Source organism: Candidatus Methanoperedens sp. BLZ2 (assembly GCF_002487355.1).
GTDB lineage: Archaea > Halobacteriota > Methanosarcinia > Methanosarcinales > Methanoperedenaceae > Methanoperedens.
Map to the genome: position 1 here is coordinate 33,117 of NZ_NTMG01000023.1, position 13,914 is coordinate 47,030.

The window sequence follows — 13,914 nt, forward strand, 5'->3', positions numbered from 1 at the left end:
TTAATTTCCAGAAAATGATTCAAAACATACTGTTTTACAGATTTAAATTCGTAAAAATAGTTGCATTACCTGTAAACTTTCTTCCTGTTTTCAAACTTATGCAGGATCATAATATCGCCGTTTAGCTCATATAAAATCCGAAATGGTGGTATTCTAACACTACGAAGGGGAAAAAGCTCATATTTTAGTGGTTTTCCGATTTCCGGATTATCGATAATCTTCTGGATTAGCTTTTTTATCCTTTTTTGGATTTTCTTATCTCTTATCTTCCTTATATCTCCCTTAAACTCCTCTGTATAAATTAATTTCATACCCAGACTTCATCAAGTTCATCAATAGTTTTCAGCTCATGTATTCTGCCTGCTTTTACATCATTTCTGGAGCTTTTTATCCCTTTCATTAGCTTTTCATCATTCAATATTTCGATCGTTTCTATCAAAGCTTCCAGTTCGTCTTTTAATTTCTTAAGATTATTAAAAGCATCAAAGCTTATTACCATCTTGTTTTGTGTAATGGTCTCTGGCATAAATATCGACTATCTTCAATCTGTCTGTTGATATATATAGACTAATGGTTCTTCAAGCGATGAAGTCAAGAGAATATCTCGGAGTATATTAAAAAATATGTGCAGGGTCGGGATTTACCCGATCCCTCAAAAAAAATCTCTACTCTGGATTCAACCACTTCATCATAGAACGAAGCTCTTTTCCGACCTTCTCAACCTGGTGCTCGTTCTCCTGTCTCTCAAGAGCATTGAGGACCGGCCTGTTGGCTCTGCTTTCAAGAACGAATTCTTTTGCAAATTCCCCGCTCTGGATCCTGCGAAGCGCCTCTTTCATGGCCTGTTTAGACAGTTCATTGATGATCTTTGGCCCGACGGTAAGGCCGCCGTACTCGGCAGTATTTGACACATAGTACCACATCTTGCTCAATCCGCCTTCATGAATGAGGTCAACTATGAGTTTCATTTCATGGAATGTTTCAAAATAAGCGATCTCAGGCTGGTATCCTGCTGCAACAAGTGTCTCGAATGCGGCTTTCATCAGACACGTCACTCCGCCGCAAAGATCAACCTGCTCACCGAAAAGATCGGTCTCTGTTTCTTCCTTGAATGTTGTTTCAAGCACGCCTGCTCTTGTTGCCCCAATTCCTTTTGCATAAGCCATGCCTATGTCCCTTGCTTTTCCCGTTGCATCCTGGTATATCGCAATGAGTGCGGGAACACCGTTGCCTTCTGTATATGTCCTGCGCACAAGGAAACCCGGACCTTTTGGTGCGACCATTATTACATCAACGTCCTTTGGCGGAACGATCTGGTTATAATGGATATTAAATCCGTGCGAGAAACATAATGCTTTGCCCTTCTTCATATTCGGGGCGATCTCAGAAGCATAAATGGCACCCTGTATTTCATCGGGTACGAGCATCTGGATGACATCAGCTTTTTTTGCTGCTTCAGACATTGTCATGACCGTCAGGCCATCGGCTTTTGCCTGGGCCCATGATTCCCCATCTTGCCTGACACCGACAATTACATTCAGTCCTGAATCCTTCAGGTTCTGCGCCTGCCCTGCTCCCTGGCTGCCATAACCAATAACTGCAATCGTTTTCTTTTTCAATATTTTTGAATCTGCATCCTTGTCATAGTATATTTTAACCATAATAGATACCTTCTTTGGCTTTCATTACATTAATAAGGGATATAAATGTTTCACAATCCCTTTTTGTTCACAACACAAAATGAACTCTTACAAAACTGTAACGAAAAATATATAGATGTTCCAAATAATATAACCAATCAGGTGCCAAAATGAGTATTAAATTAGGATTTGTTGTTTCAGAATTCAACCGTGATCTTACTATCCAGATGGAGACGCTCGGAAAAGAACATGCGGCGTTCCTTGGCGCCACAGTTGAAAAAATATATTATGTGCCTGGAGTTTTTGACATGCCCCTGGCCGTAAAAAAAATGGCGCAGGACAAAACAATAGACGCAGTAGTAACCATTGGCTGCGTTATACAGGGGGCAACAAAACACGATGAAATCGTGATCCAGCATGCTTCAAGGAAAATCGCTGATCTTGCGCTTGAATTTTCAAAACCCATAACCCTGGGGATATCCGGTCCTGGGATGAGCAGGCTTGATGCCCATGAACGAGTGGAATATGGCAAAAGGGCGGTTGAAGCTGCTATTAAAATGGTAAAGATGCTACAACAGTAAAACAACAGTAAAGCACAATACATTAAATTTGATAATAGTTCAATTTGAGTCATTGGAATTATGATTCATTTATAGTTACCCAGCATAACATATAAACACTCCAAAAACATAGTTATACATTAGGGAGGACTGAAAACATGGAAGTTAAAATGCCGGTGAAAGAAATAATGACCAGGAACGTTGTAACCATAGACATTAAATGTGATGTCCAGCAATTAGCAAAGAAAATGCTTACATACAAGGTTGGAAGCGTCATTATCACAGACAGGAAACAGCCAGTCGGTATAGTTACAGAGCGTGATATTGTCAAAAAGATCGTTTCAAAGAATTTAAGACCGGATGATATTTCCATTAAAGAATTAATGACCACACCTCTTATTTCAATATCTTCGACAGATGACGTCACCGAAACGATGCATAAGATGGTGAAATTGGAGATACGGCGGTTGCCTGTAGTGGAAAACGGGAGACTGATTGGTATTATTACGGATACTGATCTTCTTGCTGTTTCCGCTGAAATGGGCAGCATATTCTCAGATCTGATCAAGATGCACAGGGAAAAAATATTTTCCATGGAGACAGAAGGACGGGTTTTTAAAGGTATCTGTGAGGATTGCGGATACATTTCAGATAACTTGTTAGAAGTAGAAGGAAAACTTCTCTGTGAGAGCTGCAGGGAAACCTAGGACAGCAATTCGCAAAGGATTTTGAATAATTATTTATTAACATATAACATAATTATACATGATAAAAGGAGTATGTTATGAAAGTTGAAGACGTAATGACCAAAAATCCTGTTTTTATACGGGATACGGATTTTATGACGCATGCGCGCCAGGTGATGCGGGACAGACATTACAGGACCCTGCCAGTGGTCAATGCAAAAAAGAGGGTAATAGGGATACTGACAGAAAAAGAATTGTTGAATATATATTCCACCAAATCGAATGTAACTGTTGAAGGTTTCACATCAGAGTTCCCATACATATATCCGGAGATGGACATGATGGAAGCTGCTAAATTAATGATGGATGCAGGGATGGGACGTGTTCCTGTCCTGAAATCGGGACAGGATATGACACTTGCAGGGATACTAAGTGTTGTTGACATTTTCAGGAACCTTAAGGTTGATAAAATACCTCACAAAAAGATCCATGAAATAATGACCACAGATGTAATAACCAGTTCCAACAAAGACCACATATCCAAAGTCTGGCTGAACATGAAAGAAACAGGTCTGTCAGGATTTCCTGTGTTGAAAAATGGAGAACTTGTGGGCATGGTAACACGGCGCAATATAATCAATGCCGGGTATGCCAGGATTGAAAGAGAAGACGAACAGGGAACAAAATCCACGATGTCGCCACCTGTTGAGAAGGTAATGAGCACTCCGGCATATACATTATCCCCTGAAGCAACGCTTGCGGAAGCAATACAGGCATTCATGAAACTTGACGTGGGGAGGATCTCAATAACAAATGACGGAAAACTTGTTGGCATAGTTGACAGGAACGATATAATTAAAGCATTCATCTAAAGGTGTTTTATGAATAAATCTGGGAATAATGTAATTATAAATAATGTAATTATAGCAAAGCAGGGTAGAAAGGGATATATGCGGAATATGGCACCCATCGATTTCAAATCAAGGATATCAGAAAAAACAGGGGACATAATGAGTATAGCATCAAACGAGGTCATCACTATTCCCCCTACAATGTCTGTGATCGGGGCAGTAAAGACGATGCTGAATCACGGATTCCGAAGAATTCCCGTAGCGGATGCAGGGACAAATCACCTGAAAGGGATCATTACATCACAGGATATAGTGGATTTCCTTGGCGGCGGACAAAGGAATTTGATAGTTAAAAACAAATTCAAAGGCAATCTGCTTGCAGCTGTCAATGGCAGCATCAGTGAAATCATGGAAACAAATGTCATCTCCCTTAATGTAAAAGATTCATTGAAAGATGCATTGGATACCATGATAAAAGAGAATATCGGAGGGATCCCTGTAACGGATGGAGATGGCACAGTGAAAGCCATCGTTTCCGAGAGGGATTTTGTTTTCCTATTATCCGGTATAATTACAGGTAAAACAGTTGAAGGATACATGAGCAAGAAAGTAGTCACAGCACCTTCTGATATGTCAGTAGGGGCAGCAGCCAGGTCCATGATCAATAATGGTTTCAGGAGACTTCCGGTTCTTCGGGATAATGTACTTATCGGTATTATTACAGCATCGGATATTATGCGTTTCCTGGGAAGCGGTGATATATTTGACAGGCTTGTTACCGGTAACGCCAGGGAAGTTTTCCAGGTTCCGGTCAGCACTCTTGTAAAAAGGGACATAATCTTTACGAAATCGGATATTGACCTTGGAGAGGCTGCAAATGTGATGCTTGATAAGAATGTTGGCTCACTACCTGTCCTGGAAGATGGTGAATTGAAAGGAATTATAACCGAACGTGATTTTGTCCGTGCAATGGCTGATTAAGATTAAGAGGTTGTTATGAAAATAAAAGATATAATGAGCGCTCCTGTTTTTGTTGTATCGCCTGATGAAAATGTAGCGCGTGCAAGGAACCTGATGCTTCGTCATAAGATCGGAAGACTTGTAATTGTTGAAAATAACAAGCCAATAGGAATGGTGACAAAGAAAGATATCGTAAAGAGGCTCAACCAGGCCGAACCACAGTGGCGCAGGCGCCCGATCGATGATATACCTGTAAGAAAGGTAATGACCGAGAGCCTCATAACGATATTTCCGGATGCGACACCAAGGCAACTGGCCGAACTTATGACTGAGAATAATATCGGCGGGTTACCTGTAGTGAATAATAAAGATGAAGTCATAGGAATAGCCACAAAATGGGATCTTATCAGGTATTTCTCAAAATTGGATCTTGATATGAAAGTCAAGGATCTGCAAATTGATCCAGCACTAACTGTCCACAGGCATCATACGATAAGCCATATAATACATGAACTTCAGGCAAATTCAGCAGACAGGGCAATTGTTCTTGAAGATAACGATATGCCTGTGGGTATAATAACCAATTCAAATCTAACCTTCACGGAAATGAGGGACAAAACAGGCGGCCTCCCGCAGAAAGAAATAAAAATGACACGAAAAGAGAGCGCTGCGGGGCGAAAACAGAACAGGTATATAAGCGAAGTACCCCTTGTCGCAGAAGATATAATGTCAAGCCCGATCATCAATGTGAATTATGATGACCTTGCGACCTATGCCGCTGGCCTGATGATTAAAAAAAGGATTAACGGGCTCTCAGTACTGGGAAATGGAGTCAAGGGGATATTGACAGGGGAGAACATAATAAAGACTATATTGACAATGTGAGGTGATACTATGAAAGTAAAAAACATAATGAGTGAACCAATCACTGTGCATAAATCAGATAAGATATCACATGCAATGGACCTGATGGATAAATATGATACACGAAGACTGCTGGTCCTCAATGGAAGTGAGCCTACGGGTGTAATCACGATGAGAAGCATTGCCAGCAAACTCGGGACATGGAAGACTTCAAATCTTCCGGCGTCATCGCTGCATGTTGCAGCTGCGACAACGGATACCTTCACCGGGGTACTCCCTGATATGGGTATAGAAGATGCGATCGCATTGATGGACAGGAAAAATGGCATCCTGATCGTTACGGATAATAGTAACATCCTGGGCTGGGTAACTCCTCATGAGATCCTGAAAAATGCAAAGGGTATAAAGGGATATGCTGCTGAGGTCATGAAAGAGCCGATTACCATAAGCCCGGGCGACAGGGTTTCCCATGCAAGGCGTATCATGCTTGATAACGACATTGGGAGACTGCCTATCCTCGAAAATGGCGATATAGTAGGAATTATTACTGAGAGAGATGTCGCAAAAGCGATGATGAATTTCAGGGATCTTGTACCTGACAATCAGCAGGATGTAAGAATCCGGAATCTGATCGTGGGTGATATTATGACCCGCAATGTAAAATCAGTCCGGACAAATACTCCTATAACTGAAGTAATATCGACTCTCCTTAATGAAAACATTGGCGGAGTGCCTGTACTGAACCTGAGGGATGAAATGGTTGGCGTTATCAGCAGGCGAGAGATCATAAAATATATGGCGGCAAAAGGATGAGACGGGATGTCTCAGAATTAACGAATAAACTTGATATTGAAAAAATATCCAGCCTGCTGGATATTCCCGAACATAGCATTACAGGGGCGCTGAAAAGAAAGACTATACAGTATGTATATGGGAAACATGAATTATTCAGGTTCGATAAGCCTGTTTCCTCTGTTGAAGGAGGAACTGCGGTATTTCTTGAACCATTTGAGATCGTGCGGGGCTTTCCTAAGATATCACGCACCTTGATGCTATATCCTGCGCTCATTAAACATTTTTCTTCATGCGATAAAGTGGCGGTTGAAGAGAAAATGAACGGTTACAATGTCAGGGTAGCGCTGATCGGCGATAAACTTGTAGCGCTTACGCGTGGCGGTTTTATATGTCCTTATACAACGCAGAAGGTAAATGACCTGATAGGGCCGGATTTTTTTCACGACCATCCGGAACTTGTGCTGTGCGGTGAAATGGTAGGACCGGACAGCCCTTATGTACCTAAAATATTTTATAATATAGAGTCCCTGGATTTTTTTGTATTTGATATAAGGGAGAAGAATTCCGGAAATCCTGTGCCTGTAATGGAAAGGCGAAAACTTATGGATGAATTCAGGATCAAGTCAGTGCATCTTTTCGGTGAATTCGAGGTTGAGAAAGCTCATGATGCAATTACGGATATAATAAAAGGTTTTGGTGATACATTGCGCGAAGGCGTTGTCATCAAAGATCCCAAAATGATCCTGCCTCCTGTAAAATATACAAGCTCGCTCAGTAATTGCGCTGATCTCAGATATGCTTTTGAATTCTACAATGATTTCGGGCGGGATTTTTTCTTTGGAAGGGTATGCAGGGAAGCATTCCAGTCAGTAGAATGGGATGAGGATGAGGAAAGTGCGAGGAAAAGATGCCAGGAACTTGGGGAAAGTATCCTTTTGCCAATGATTTCCACAATTAAAAAGAAGAAAAATGGGGAACGGATCGCTGAAAATGTGCAACTGAGGGTGAAAAGCCTCAAAACCATTACGGAATTTGAAGAGTTCCTTAAATTACTGGGAATAGATGCTGTTTTTGAGCAGCCTGAAATGATCGGGAATGAATTTCTTGTCAGGATCAAAAAAATTCACCAGAGCACCAACGACAAGACAGAAATGATACTTGGCGGCCATATGTGGAGTTAGTCGTTTGACTATCTTTCGCTAACTGAAAACTTCAGCCTCAGAGTGGACAACTATTCCGTTTTTTGTTATGGAATAAGGTTTGATATCCCTTGAATGTTCAATACGTCTCATTTTTGAGACTTCGATCACTGTTGCCACTGACTGGAGGTCGTTATGCCTCACCTGCCTTAATAAAACAACACCATCCGCAATATACTCGATAACCCCGTATTTTGAATTATACGGATTGATATTGTTAGTTTCAGAAGTCATGATCACAGTTATTCCGTGTTCCCTGATTTTTTCCGCAAAATTAAAAAGATGTTCGCGGCGCAAAGTTTCAGACTCATACAACATTTCATACAATGTTATCGGGTCAATAACGAGTCTTTTAACATTAAATGACTTAAAGAGTCTTGGAAGGTCATTTTCGACCCAGGCGGCTGCTGCTTTGATATTCATCGTGCTTAAGCGTATCAGAACCAATTTTTTATTCGTAATGTAGGGTTTCAGGTCCCAGCCGAAAATTGAAGCGGTCTTGACGATAGTGTCTTCGCTTTCCTCAAGTGAAAGGTAAACGCAGTTCTCACCTTTCAGGAGACCTGCGTATATGAATTGCAGCGCAAAAGTGGATTTACCTGTACCGGGTGAACCGAGAACTGCAACAATATGTTCTTTCGGGATACCCCCTTTTAGCATTTCATCAAATCCAATTACTCCTGTATTCAGTGGTTCCATTTTCTTCCTTAAAGAATATTATAAATGTATATTATTGATAAAGCGAAAAGTATATGAAATTATCGATATAATAATGATAATAATGATTATTAAATGGTTGATAACTGTATGTTATCAACTAAGTTTTCAAAGGACAATATTTAAGGGTTGTATTGTTCATGTTGGAGCATTGGAGCATTCATGAAATTAATTATTGGTCTGATCATATTTTCTGTTCTGGTGGCCGGATGCATTTCCCCTGATGTTAAAACTGGCGACCCTATGCAGTATGAACTCCCAGGCATGGAAAATACTACTATTTTTTATCTGAATCTCTCTTCCACCCAGGTAATAGACAGTGTCATTAACCAGACATCCGTTGATTACAGGATAGAAGATAGCATCCAGACTTTCAGGAATCCTGTAGCAGTAGATTATCAAGGAAATAATGCCAGCGTAAATGTGACGATAAAGACAATTATGGGCAGAAATTATGCCCATTTTAACTTCAGTACCAATTTTACAGGATTTGTGGCATATACCATACCAGGAGGGCAGGATTTTAACTATATTCCTGAAAGCAACAGGACAATACGTGTGGTTTTACCTGAAAATTTCACGGCCGGGACCATGTTTCTGGGATATATCCAGCCAGATCCGGATAATATTACACATGACGCATTGGGAAGAGAAGTCTTCATCTGGAATAATCCAACAGGACAAAAGATCAGGGTAAGATATCACTACAAAGATACACCAGAACTTTTGTTATATATGTTTGGATTCCTTTTGATTTGCGCTGTTATTGTATGGTTATATTATTATTTTAGTATCTCGGCCCTAAGGAGAAAACGCAAAATGCTGGAAAGAAATATTCGGAAATAATATTTTTATGCATTACATTAAATTATTTCATTCTTTACAAAGTTCTCTAAATTTATTAAGAACAACTTCATCCCTGGCTTTCTTTTCCAGATATTCAAAATCTACGCGATCCCGGTAATATCTGATCATATACTGTGCCTGGTCACAATCTCTTTGGGACTTCCAATGAACACAGGCGTTAAGACGATCAATTATTAAATCTTCAATTCCAATTACATAGACCTTCAGGTTCTCAATTTTTATTGTCATTACTTTATCTTTATCTCCAGCCAGATGACTGCCGGGAACCTCTACATAAAGACCTATTTGTTCATTTATCCAATTCTTTCCACTTTGTTTGAAGTCGAATACATGTTCCAATATTTCCCCGATCACTTTTCTATCGCTCACAAGGTCTATATCATAACTCGGATAAATTCCTTCAGTATAGAAATCCACAGCCGAACCGCCCACAACAATAGGCTGCACATGTCTTTTTTCAGCTTCCCGGGTCAACAATCCCATGAAATATATTTTTCTATCAACTAAATTTTCGATAGATGATATTTTTTTTAATTCTGTGGTTATAATTTTCGCTCCATTTCCCTGTTTCCGATCCACCGCGTCTTTCCAGTACTGATATTCCTTTCAATTTTTGATCTCATTAAATCGTATAATCCATCAATTTCATCCTTATTCCTTGGCTTACGCCTGATGGTTTTACCACCTATTGGCCTTATGAATATACCGTCTTTGGTGGGGATTATTTCCACTGTCCCGGGATAACCCATTCCTTGCAGGATGTCTCCCGGGATTATGATTCCCTGGCTGTTTCCTATTTTTATGATATTTCTTAGCATGTTGTAACAATGTTATAACATCGATAGTATATAAGATTTAAGTTTATTATTTAAGCTATTGTCACATTGATGAAATTTTTCAATCCTCTTGCTCTTCCGGTTTTTCCCCTTTCTCCTTCCTCCCCCTCTTTTCGGCCTTTGCCCCGGCCTGCGAAGCGAACACATTCAAAAGGTCGGTCAATTTTTCATACTGTGCTGTCTCGATATGCGAATACCTCAAAGGCTTCTTGTGCTTTCGTGTATCTTTCTTGAGCTTCTTATACAGGTCGTCAGAGCGCGATGTGAGTTTCTCATCCGTCGTCCCTTCAATGAGCATAACGCCAGTTGCGCCGTATTCAAAAGCGGCATTGACCACATCGGCGTCGAGAATGTGGATGGAAGGAACGCTCACGAACCTGATAAGAGAGGAGTATTGTTTCCGGTTAACTCCTGCAATATCGGCAGCAGCATATGCATACGGGTCGATGAACACTAATACACCCGGTGCTTCACTCAGGATTCCCTGAAGCTGCGCCTTTAACTGGCCGCGTGTGAAATTTCTTATCTCAATGCCTTTTATCGGGCACGCGGGCACGCATATTCCGCAGCCTGTACAGGCAAGAGGCGAAAGAACCGCTTTTCCTCCATCAAGAGCAAGTGCATTATACGGACAGGCTTTCACGCATTCCCCGCACCCGTTGCACTCAAATATCTGCGGCTTCTCAGGAGGGATAAGTATCATGCCTTTACCGAGGAACTGCGAGACCTTGTGGGCGGCGCTTATTCCTTCAGTAACTGAATCATGGATATCCTTGGGGCCAAGCACGCATCCTGCCGCAAATACAGACTGGTTAAGCGTATTCACAGGTTCAAGCTTCACATGCTTTTCCTCAATAAAACCGTCATCGCCAAGAGATACGCCAAGCTTATCCGCGATTTCTTTTGTCCCTTTTGAGGGGATAAGAGCAGGGCACAGCACGACCATATCAAAAATTTCGCGCCCTTTCCTGCCAAGATTGGTATCCTCGTACTGTATCATGAGAGTGCCATCTGTTTTGGGAATTATTTCCGCGACTTTCCCGCGCACGTAATTAACGCCTTTTTCCTGCGTGTGATGATAAAATTCCTCAAACCTCCTTCCGGCGGAACGCATGTCGATGTAGAATATCCAGGCCTCTGCGTCCTCTTTCATCTTTTTCACAAGCTGCGCCTGCTTCTGCGAATAGATGCAGCAGACTTTGGAACAATGTTTTCTTCCTTTGCCTGTGAAATCCCTGCTCCCTGCGCATAGTACGAAAGCGACCCTGTTCGGGAATGTCCCGTCAGCTTTCTGTAATCTCATTCCGGTTTTGCTCTTTGCAGATAACATTTCTTCAAAATCAATAGCTGTGAGGATGTTTGGAGATGGATAATTATATTCTTCTATAAAGGATGGGTCAATAGGTTCAAATCCTGTAGCGATCGCAACTGCGCCCACGGAAATCGTACTTGTTTCTTCTTTTGCTTCAAGATTAATCGCATCGCGTGGGCATACTTTTACACATACGCCGCAATTCTTGCATTTTGACATATCGATCATGTACGCCTGCGGGACAGCCTGGGCAAATGGAAGAAATATTGCGCCAGCCGTGCATTTCCTTGCACATGCGCCGCAGTTTATGCATTTCTTGATATCCACATACCGCGGGCTGTGTTTCAGGGTAATGGAATAATCCCCTGGGCTTCCCTGAACATCTGCTACCTCAGTCTGCGTGAACATTGTGATCCGGGGATTATTGTGAACCGCAACCATCTTTGGCGTAAGAATGCACTGGGAGCAGTCAAGAGTGGGGAACGTTTTGGAAAGGCCTATCATGTGGCCTCCAAGATATGGCAGCTTTTCTATCAATATCACTTCATGGGAGTCAGCAAGTTCAAGCGCTGTTGTTATTCCGGCTATCCCTGCGCCCACAACAAGCGTCCTGTCCACAAGTTCCTTTGTAAGTGGTGTTAACGGCTCTATTGAACCCATTCTGGCCGCAGCGCCTTTTATCAGGCCCAGAACTTTTGAGTTCACACTTTCCTTACTGTCCCTGTCATGAACCCAGCTTGCCTGTTCCCGGATATTTGTTATTTCAAGAAGATTCGGATTAAGTCCTGCTGTTTTTGCCATCCCCCTGAAAGTTTCAAGATGCAGCTTTGGAGAGCATGAACCTATGACAACACGGTCAATTTTTCCCTTTTCGATATCGTTTTTTATCTTATCCTGCCCAGCGCTGCTGCAAAGGTAATCCTGGATATTTACAGTAATGTTTTTATCTTCTTTGAGTTTATCCGCAACTGCCTGGAGGTCAACCACATCACCGATATTGCCTCCACACCTGCAAAGGTACACGCCGATCCTGGGGGATTCATTTTCTGTCATTGCTTGCCTCCGATTTTTGCGATCAATTTATCAGTTGGAACAAGATGCCGGGAAAGCCCCAGTTCCTTCGGGTCAAAACCCATGGCAAGTCCCATAAGCTGCGTGAAATAAATAATTGGCAGGTCGATCTTGATATTAAATTTTGATTCCACTGCTTTTTGTTTTGCATCAAGCTGCAGATGGCACATGGGGCATGTGACAACTACGCAATCAGCGCCGGATTCTTTTGCCATTACCAGTAATTCCTTTGAAAGATTGAGGGCCAGGTCTTCATTCGTTATCAGGATCGGGCCTCCACAGCATTTGGTCTTGTAATAATATTTTACGGGTTCGGCTCCAAGGCTTACAATAAGATCATCGAGGGATTTCGGGTTCTCAGGGCTGTCAAAATTGTTTTCTGGCCGTGTCAGGAGACAGCCATAATAAGGAACAGCTTTGATCTTAAGAGGTTTTTTAACCTGTTCTGCAAGCTTTGGCAATCCAAGATCTTTGACGATCACTTCAAGAAGATGTTTTGGTTTTGTGTTACCATCATATTTTTCGGTGAGAGCCTCATTGACCCTGGTTCTAAGGGTGCTGTCCTGGAGTGCGGTTTGGGCACGCATGAGGTTTGAATAGCACAGGTTGCATGGAGTTGCCATATCAAGCCCTTTAGCGGATGCAAGTGTTCTTGCAGACAGCCCTGTCTTTACAGTTCTATCCGGCACATGCAAAGCACCGCAGCAGTTCCAGTTCTTTACTTCTTCAAGCTCAATGCCAAGGCGGCCAAATACAGCTTCCACAGAAATGCGGTAGTCCACCGCAGTTCCATGCTGAGCACAGCCAGGATAATAGGAATATTTCATTTTTTAGCCTCAACTTTCTCATTCTCATTTTCTTGCATTTTAGTTTCCTGAGGCTCTTTTTCTTTTTCTTTATCGCTATCTTTTTCCCTATCTTTTTCTTTGATCTCTTTGTTCTCTATTTTCGATTCCCCTTTTTCTCCAAGTTTAAAAATAGCCTCCAGTTCCCTGGTATTTTCCATCCTGTCGATAGATAATGGCAATTTTCCTTTTGCCATCATTTCCAGTCCAAAAGGGAGCTGTTTTATCATTCGAGGCTCAGTCATGCTGTATCTGGAGATGAGCAGGAATTCAGAAGCCCTGCCGTTATTCTTAATTACACTTGAAAAAACGTTATCGAACTTTGCATTTTTGTTTATTATTCCTTCAGCTATCGCTATTGGTTTTAACGTTTCCATAAGCTCAGTCGGATGAATTCCCCTCGGACACCTGACAGAGCATGAGAAGCACGTCGTGCATATCCATATCGTGTTGCTTGAAAGCACTTCTTTTTTAAGGCCAAGCTGCACCATGCGCACAAGCTCGCGCGGGGAATAGTCCATTTCGTGGCTGACAGGACAGGAACCCGCGCATATTCCACATTGTATGCAGGTCGGGATTTTTTCTCCGACGTGGGTTTTTAAGACCTGATCCCTGAAAGTAGTGTCTCTTGATTCCGGAAGTATTGGTTCCTTTTTCATATATTGCTCCCTTAGGGGAAGTTAGATGAAGAGCTGATGATATTTAAATATT

The 13,914-nt window shown here is 41.7% G+C and carries 17 protein-coding genes; 8 read left to right on the top strand and 9 right to left on the bottom strand.

The features are described from left to right. Positions 1-65 precede the first annotated feature (65 nt). From CL181_RS03305 to ilvC, 3 genes are all read right to left on the bottom strand, one after another. Entirely contained in the window at positions 66-311 is a 246-nt protein-coding gene (locus tag CL181_RS03305) for a type II toxin-antitoxin system RelE/ParE family toxin (RefSeq protein ID WP_097297819.1), read from the bottom strand. After that, a complete protein-coding gene (locus CL181_RS03310; RefSeq protein WP_097297820.1) occupies positions 308-526 on the bottom strand; it encodes a hypothetical protein in 219 nt (72 codons plus the stop codon). Before CL181_RS03310 ends, CL181_RS03305 begins: the two co-directional genes overlap by 4 nt. Positions 527-665: 139 nt before the next feature. Beyond that, on the bottom strand, positions 666-1,661 hold the full coding sequence (gene ilvC / locus CL181_RS03315; protein WP_097297821.1) for a ketol-acid reductoisomerase: 996 nt from the start codon (positions 1,659-1,661) through the stop codon (positions 666-668). Between the two features lie 149 nt (positions 1,662-1,810). Between ilvC and ribH the strand changes: the two genes are divergently transcribed. From ribH to CL181_RS03350, 7 genes are all read left to right on the top strand, one after another. Then, positions 1,811-2,221 (top strand): 6,7-dimethyl-8-ribityllumazine synthase, encoded by a 411-nt coding sequence (ribH, locus tag CL181_RS03320; RefSeq protein ID WP_097297822.1) that lies wholly within the window; start codon positions 1,811-1,813, stop codon positions 2,219-2,221. Between the two features lie 137 nt (positions 2,222-2,358). Next, complete coding sequence (locus CL181_RS03325; protein WP_097297823.1) at positions 2,359-2,907, top strand: cyclic nucleotide-binding/CBS domain-containing protein; 549 nt, start codon at positions 2,359-2,361, stop codon at positions 2,905-2,907. Positions 2,908-2,984: 77 nt separating this feature from the next. Beyond that, entirely contained in the window at positions 2,985-3,758 is a 774-nt protein-coding gene (locus CL181_RS03330; protein WP_097297824.1) for an HPP family protein, read from the top strand. Positions 3,759-3,767: 9 nt separating this feature from the next. Then, positions 3,768-4,718 carry a CBS domain-containing protein gene (locus tag CL181_RS03335; RefSeq protein WP_097297825.1) on the top strand — a complete coding sequence of 317 codons (951 nt, stop codon included), beginning with the start codon at positions 3,768-3,770 and terminating at the stop codon, positions 4,716-4,718. Positions 4,719-4,733: 15 nt separating this feature from the next. Beyond that, positions 4,734-5,582 (top strand): CBS domain-containing protein, encoded by an 849-nt coding sequence (locus tag CL181_RS03340; protein ID WP_097297826.1) that lies wholly within the window; start codon positions 4,734-4,736, stop codon positions 5,580-5,582. A gap of 9 nt (positions 5,583-5,591) precedes the next feature. Further along, the gene (locus tag CL181_RS03345) at positions 5,592-6,374 is read left to right on the top strand and encodes a CBS domain-containing protein (RefSeq protein ID WP_097297827.1); all 783 of its coding nucleotides are present in this window, start codon (positions 5,592-5,594) and stop codon (positions 6,372-6,374) included. After that, positions 6,371-7,537 carry an RNA ligase gene (locus CL181_RS03350; protein WP_097297828.1) on the top strand — a complete coding sequence of 389 codons (1,167 nt, stop codon included), beginning with the start codon at positions 6,371-6,373 and terminating at the stop codon, positions 7,535-7,537. Before CL181_RS03345 ends, CL181_RS03350 begins: the two co-directional genes overlap by 4 nt. Before the next feature lie 18 nt (positions 7,538-7,555). Here CL181_RS03350 and CL181_RS03355 read toward each other — a convergent pair whose 3' ends face one another. Beyond that, a complete protein-coding gene (locus CL181_RS03355) occupies positions 7,556-8,254 on the bottom strand; it encodes a KaiC domain-containing protein (RefSeq protein ID WP_097297829.1) in 699 nt (232 codons plus the stop codon). A gap of 180 nt (positions 8,255-8,434) precedes the next feature. On the opposite strand from CL181_RS03355, the gene CL181_RS03360 reads away from it, so the two are divergent. Continuing rightward, positions 8,435-9,118 carry a DUF5803 family protein gene (locus tag CL181_RS03360; protein ID WP_097297830.1) on the top strand — a complete coding sequence of 228 codons (684 nt, stop codon included), beginning with the start codon at positions 8,435-8,437 and terminating at the stop codon, positions 9,116-9,118. 27 nt (positions 9,119-9,145) lie between these two features. Here CL181_RS03360 and CL181_RS03365 read toward each other — a convergent pair whose 3' ends face one another. The 5 genes from CL181_RS03365 to CL181_RS03385 form a co-directional block, all read right to left on the bottom strand. Continuing rightward, positions 9,146-9,718, bottom strand: a complete 573-nt coding sequence (locus CL181_RS03365; RefSeq protein ID WP_097297831.1) for a DUF6036 family nucleotidyltransferase — start codon at positions 9,716-9,718, stop codon at positions 9,146-9,148. Further along, on the bottom strand, positions 9,682-9,957 hold the full coding sequence (locus CL181_RS03370; protein ID WP_097297832.1) for a hypothetical protein: 276 nt from the start codon (positions 9,955-9,957) through the stop codon (positions 9,682-9,684). Before CL181_RS03370 ends, CL181_RS03365 begins: the two co-directional genes overlap by 37 nt. A 79-nt stretch (positions 9,958-10,036) precedes the next feature. Then, positions 10,037-12,340 carry a 4Fe-4S binding protein gene (locus tag CL181_RS21360; RefSeq protein ID WP_097297833.1) on the bottom strand — a complete coding sequence of 768 codons (2,304 nt, stop codon included), beginning with the start codon at positions 12,338-12,340 and terminating at the stop codon, positions 10,037-10,039. Next, the gene (locus tag CL181_RS03380) at positions 12,337-13,185 is read right to left on the bottom strand and encodes a CoB--CoM heterodisulfide reductase iron-sulfur subunit B family protein (RefSeq protein ID WP_097297834.1); all 849 of its coding nucleotides are present in this window, start codon (positions 13,183-13,185) and stop codon (positions 12,337-12,339) included. Before CL181_RS03380 ends, CL181_RS21360 begins: the two co-directional genes overlap by 4 nt. Continuing rightward, complete coding sequence (locus tag CL181_RS03385) at positions 13,182-13,862, bottom strand: 4Fe-4S dicluster domain-containing protein (RefSeq protein WP_097297835.1); 681 nt, start codon at positions 13,860-13,862, stop codon at positions 13,182-13,184. Before CL181_RS03385 ends, CL181_RS03380 begins: the two co-directional genes overlap by 4 nt. Between the last annotated feature and the right edge of the window lie 52 nt (positions 13,863-13,914).

What these genes read in the sequence shown, in the direction of transcription:
- CL181_RS03305 (WP_097297819.1), bottom strand. Translation starts at nt 311, where the DNA reads ATGAAATTAATTTATACAGAGGAGTTTAAGGGAGATATAAGGAAGATA.
- CL181_RS03310 (WP_097297820.1), bottom strand. Translation starts at nt 526, where the DNA reads ATGCCAGAGACCATTACACAAAACAAGATGGTAATAAGCTTTGATGCT.
- ilvC (WP_097297821.1), bottom strand. Translation starts at nt 1,661, where the DNA reads ATGGTTAAAATATACTATGACAAGGATGCAGATTCAAAAATATTGAAA.
- ribH (WP_097297822.1), top strand. Translation starts at nt 1,811, where the DNA reads ATGAGTATTAAATTAGGATTTGTTGTTTCAGAATTCAACCGTGATCTT.
- CL181_RS03325 (WP_097297823.1), top strand. Translation starts at nt 2,359, where the DNA reads ATGGAAGTTAAAATGCCGGTGAAAGAAATAATGACCAGGAACGTTGTA.
- CL181_RS03330 (WP_097297824.1), top strand. Translation starts at nt 2,985, where the DNA reads ATGAAAGTTGAAGACGTAATGACCAAAAATCCTGTTTTTATACGGGAT.
- CL181_RS03335 (WP_097297825.1), top strand. Translation starts at nt 3,768, where the DNA reads ATGAATAAATCTGGGAATAATGTAATTATAAATAATGTAATTATAGCA.
- CL181_RS03340 (WP_097297826.1), top strand. Translation starts at nt 4,734, where the DNA reads ATGAAAATAAAAGATATAATGAGCGCTCCTGTTTTTGTTGTATCGCCT.
- CL181_RS03345 (WP_097297827.1), top strand. Translation starts at nt 5,592, where the DNA reads ATGAAAGTAAAAAACATAATGAGTGAACCAATCACTGTGCATAAATCA.
- CL181_RS03350 (WP_097297828.1), top strand. Translation starts at nt 6,371, where the DNA reads ATGAGACGGGATGTCTCAGAATTAACGAATAAACTTGATATTGAAAAA.
- CL181_RS03355 (WP_097297829.1), bottom strand. Translation starts at nt 8,254, where the DNA reads ATGGAACCACTGAATACAGGAGTAATTGGATTTGATGAAATGCTAAAA.
- CL181_RS03360 (WP_097297830.1), top strand. Translation starts at nt 8,435, where the DNA reads ATGAAATTAATTATTGGTCTGATCATATTTTCTGTTCTGGTGGCCGGA.
- CL181_RS03370 (WP_097297832.1), bottom strand. Translation starts at nt 9,957, where the DNA reads ATGCTAAGAAATATCATAAAAATAGGAAACAGCCAGGGAATCATAATC.
- CL181_RS21360 (WP_097297833.1), bottom strand. Translation starts at nt 12,340, where the DNA reads ATGACAGAAAATGAATCCCCCAGGATCGGCGTGTACCTTTGCAGGTGT.
- CL181_RS03380 (WP_097297834.1), bottom strand. Translation starts at nt 13,185, where the DNA reads ATGAAATATTCCTATTATCCTGGCTGTGCTCAGCATGGAACTGCGGTG.
- CL181_RS03385 (WP_097297835.1), bottom strand. Translation starts at nt 13,862, where the DNA reads ATGAAAAAGGAACCAATACTTCCGGAATCAAGAGACACTACTTTCAGG.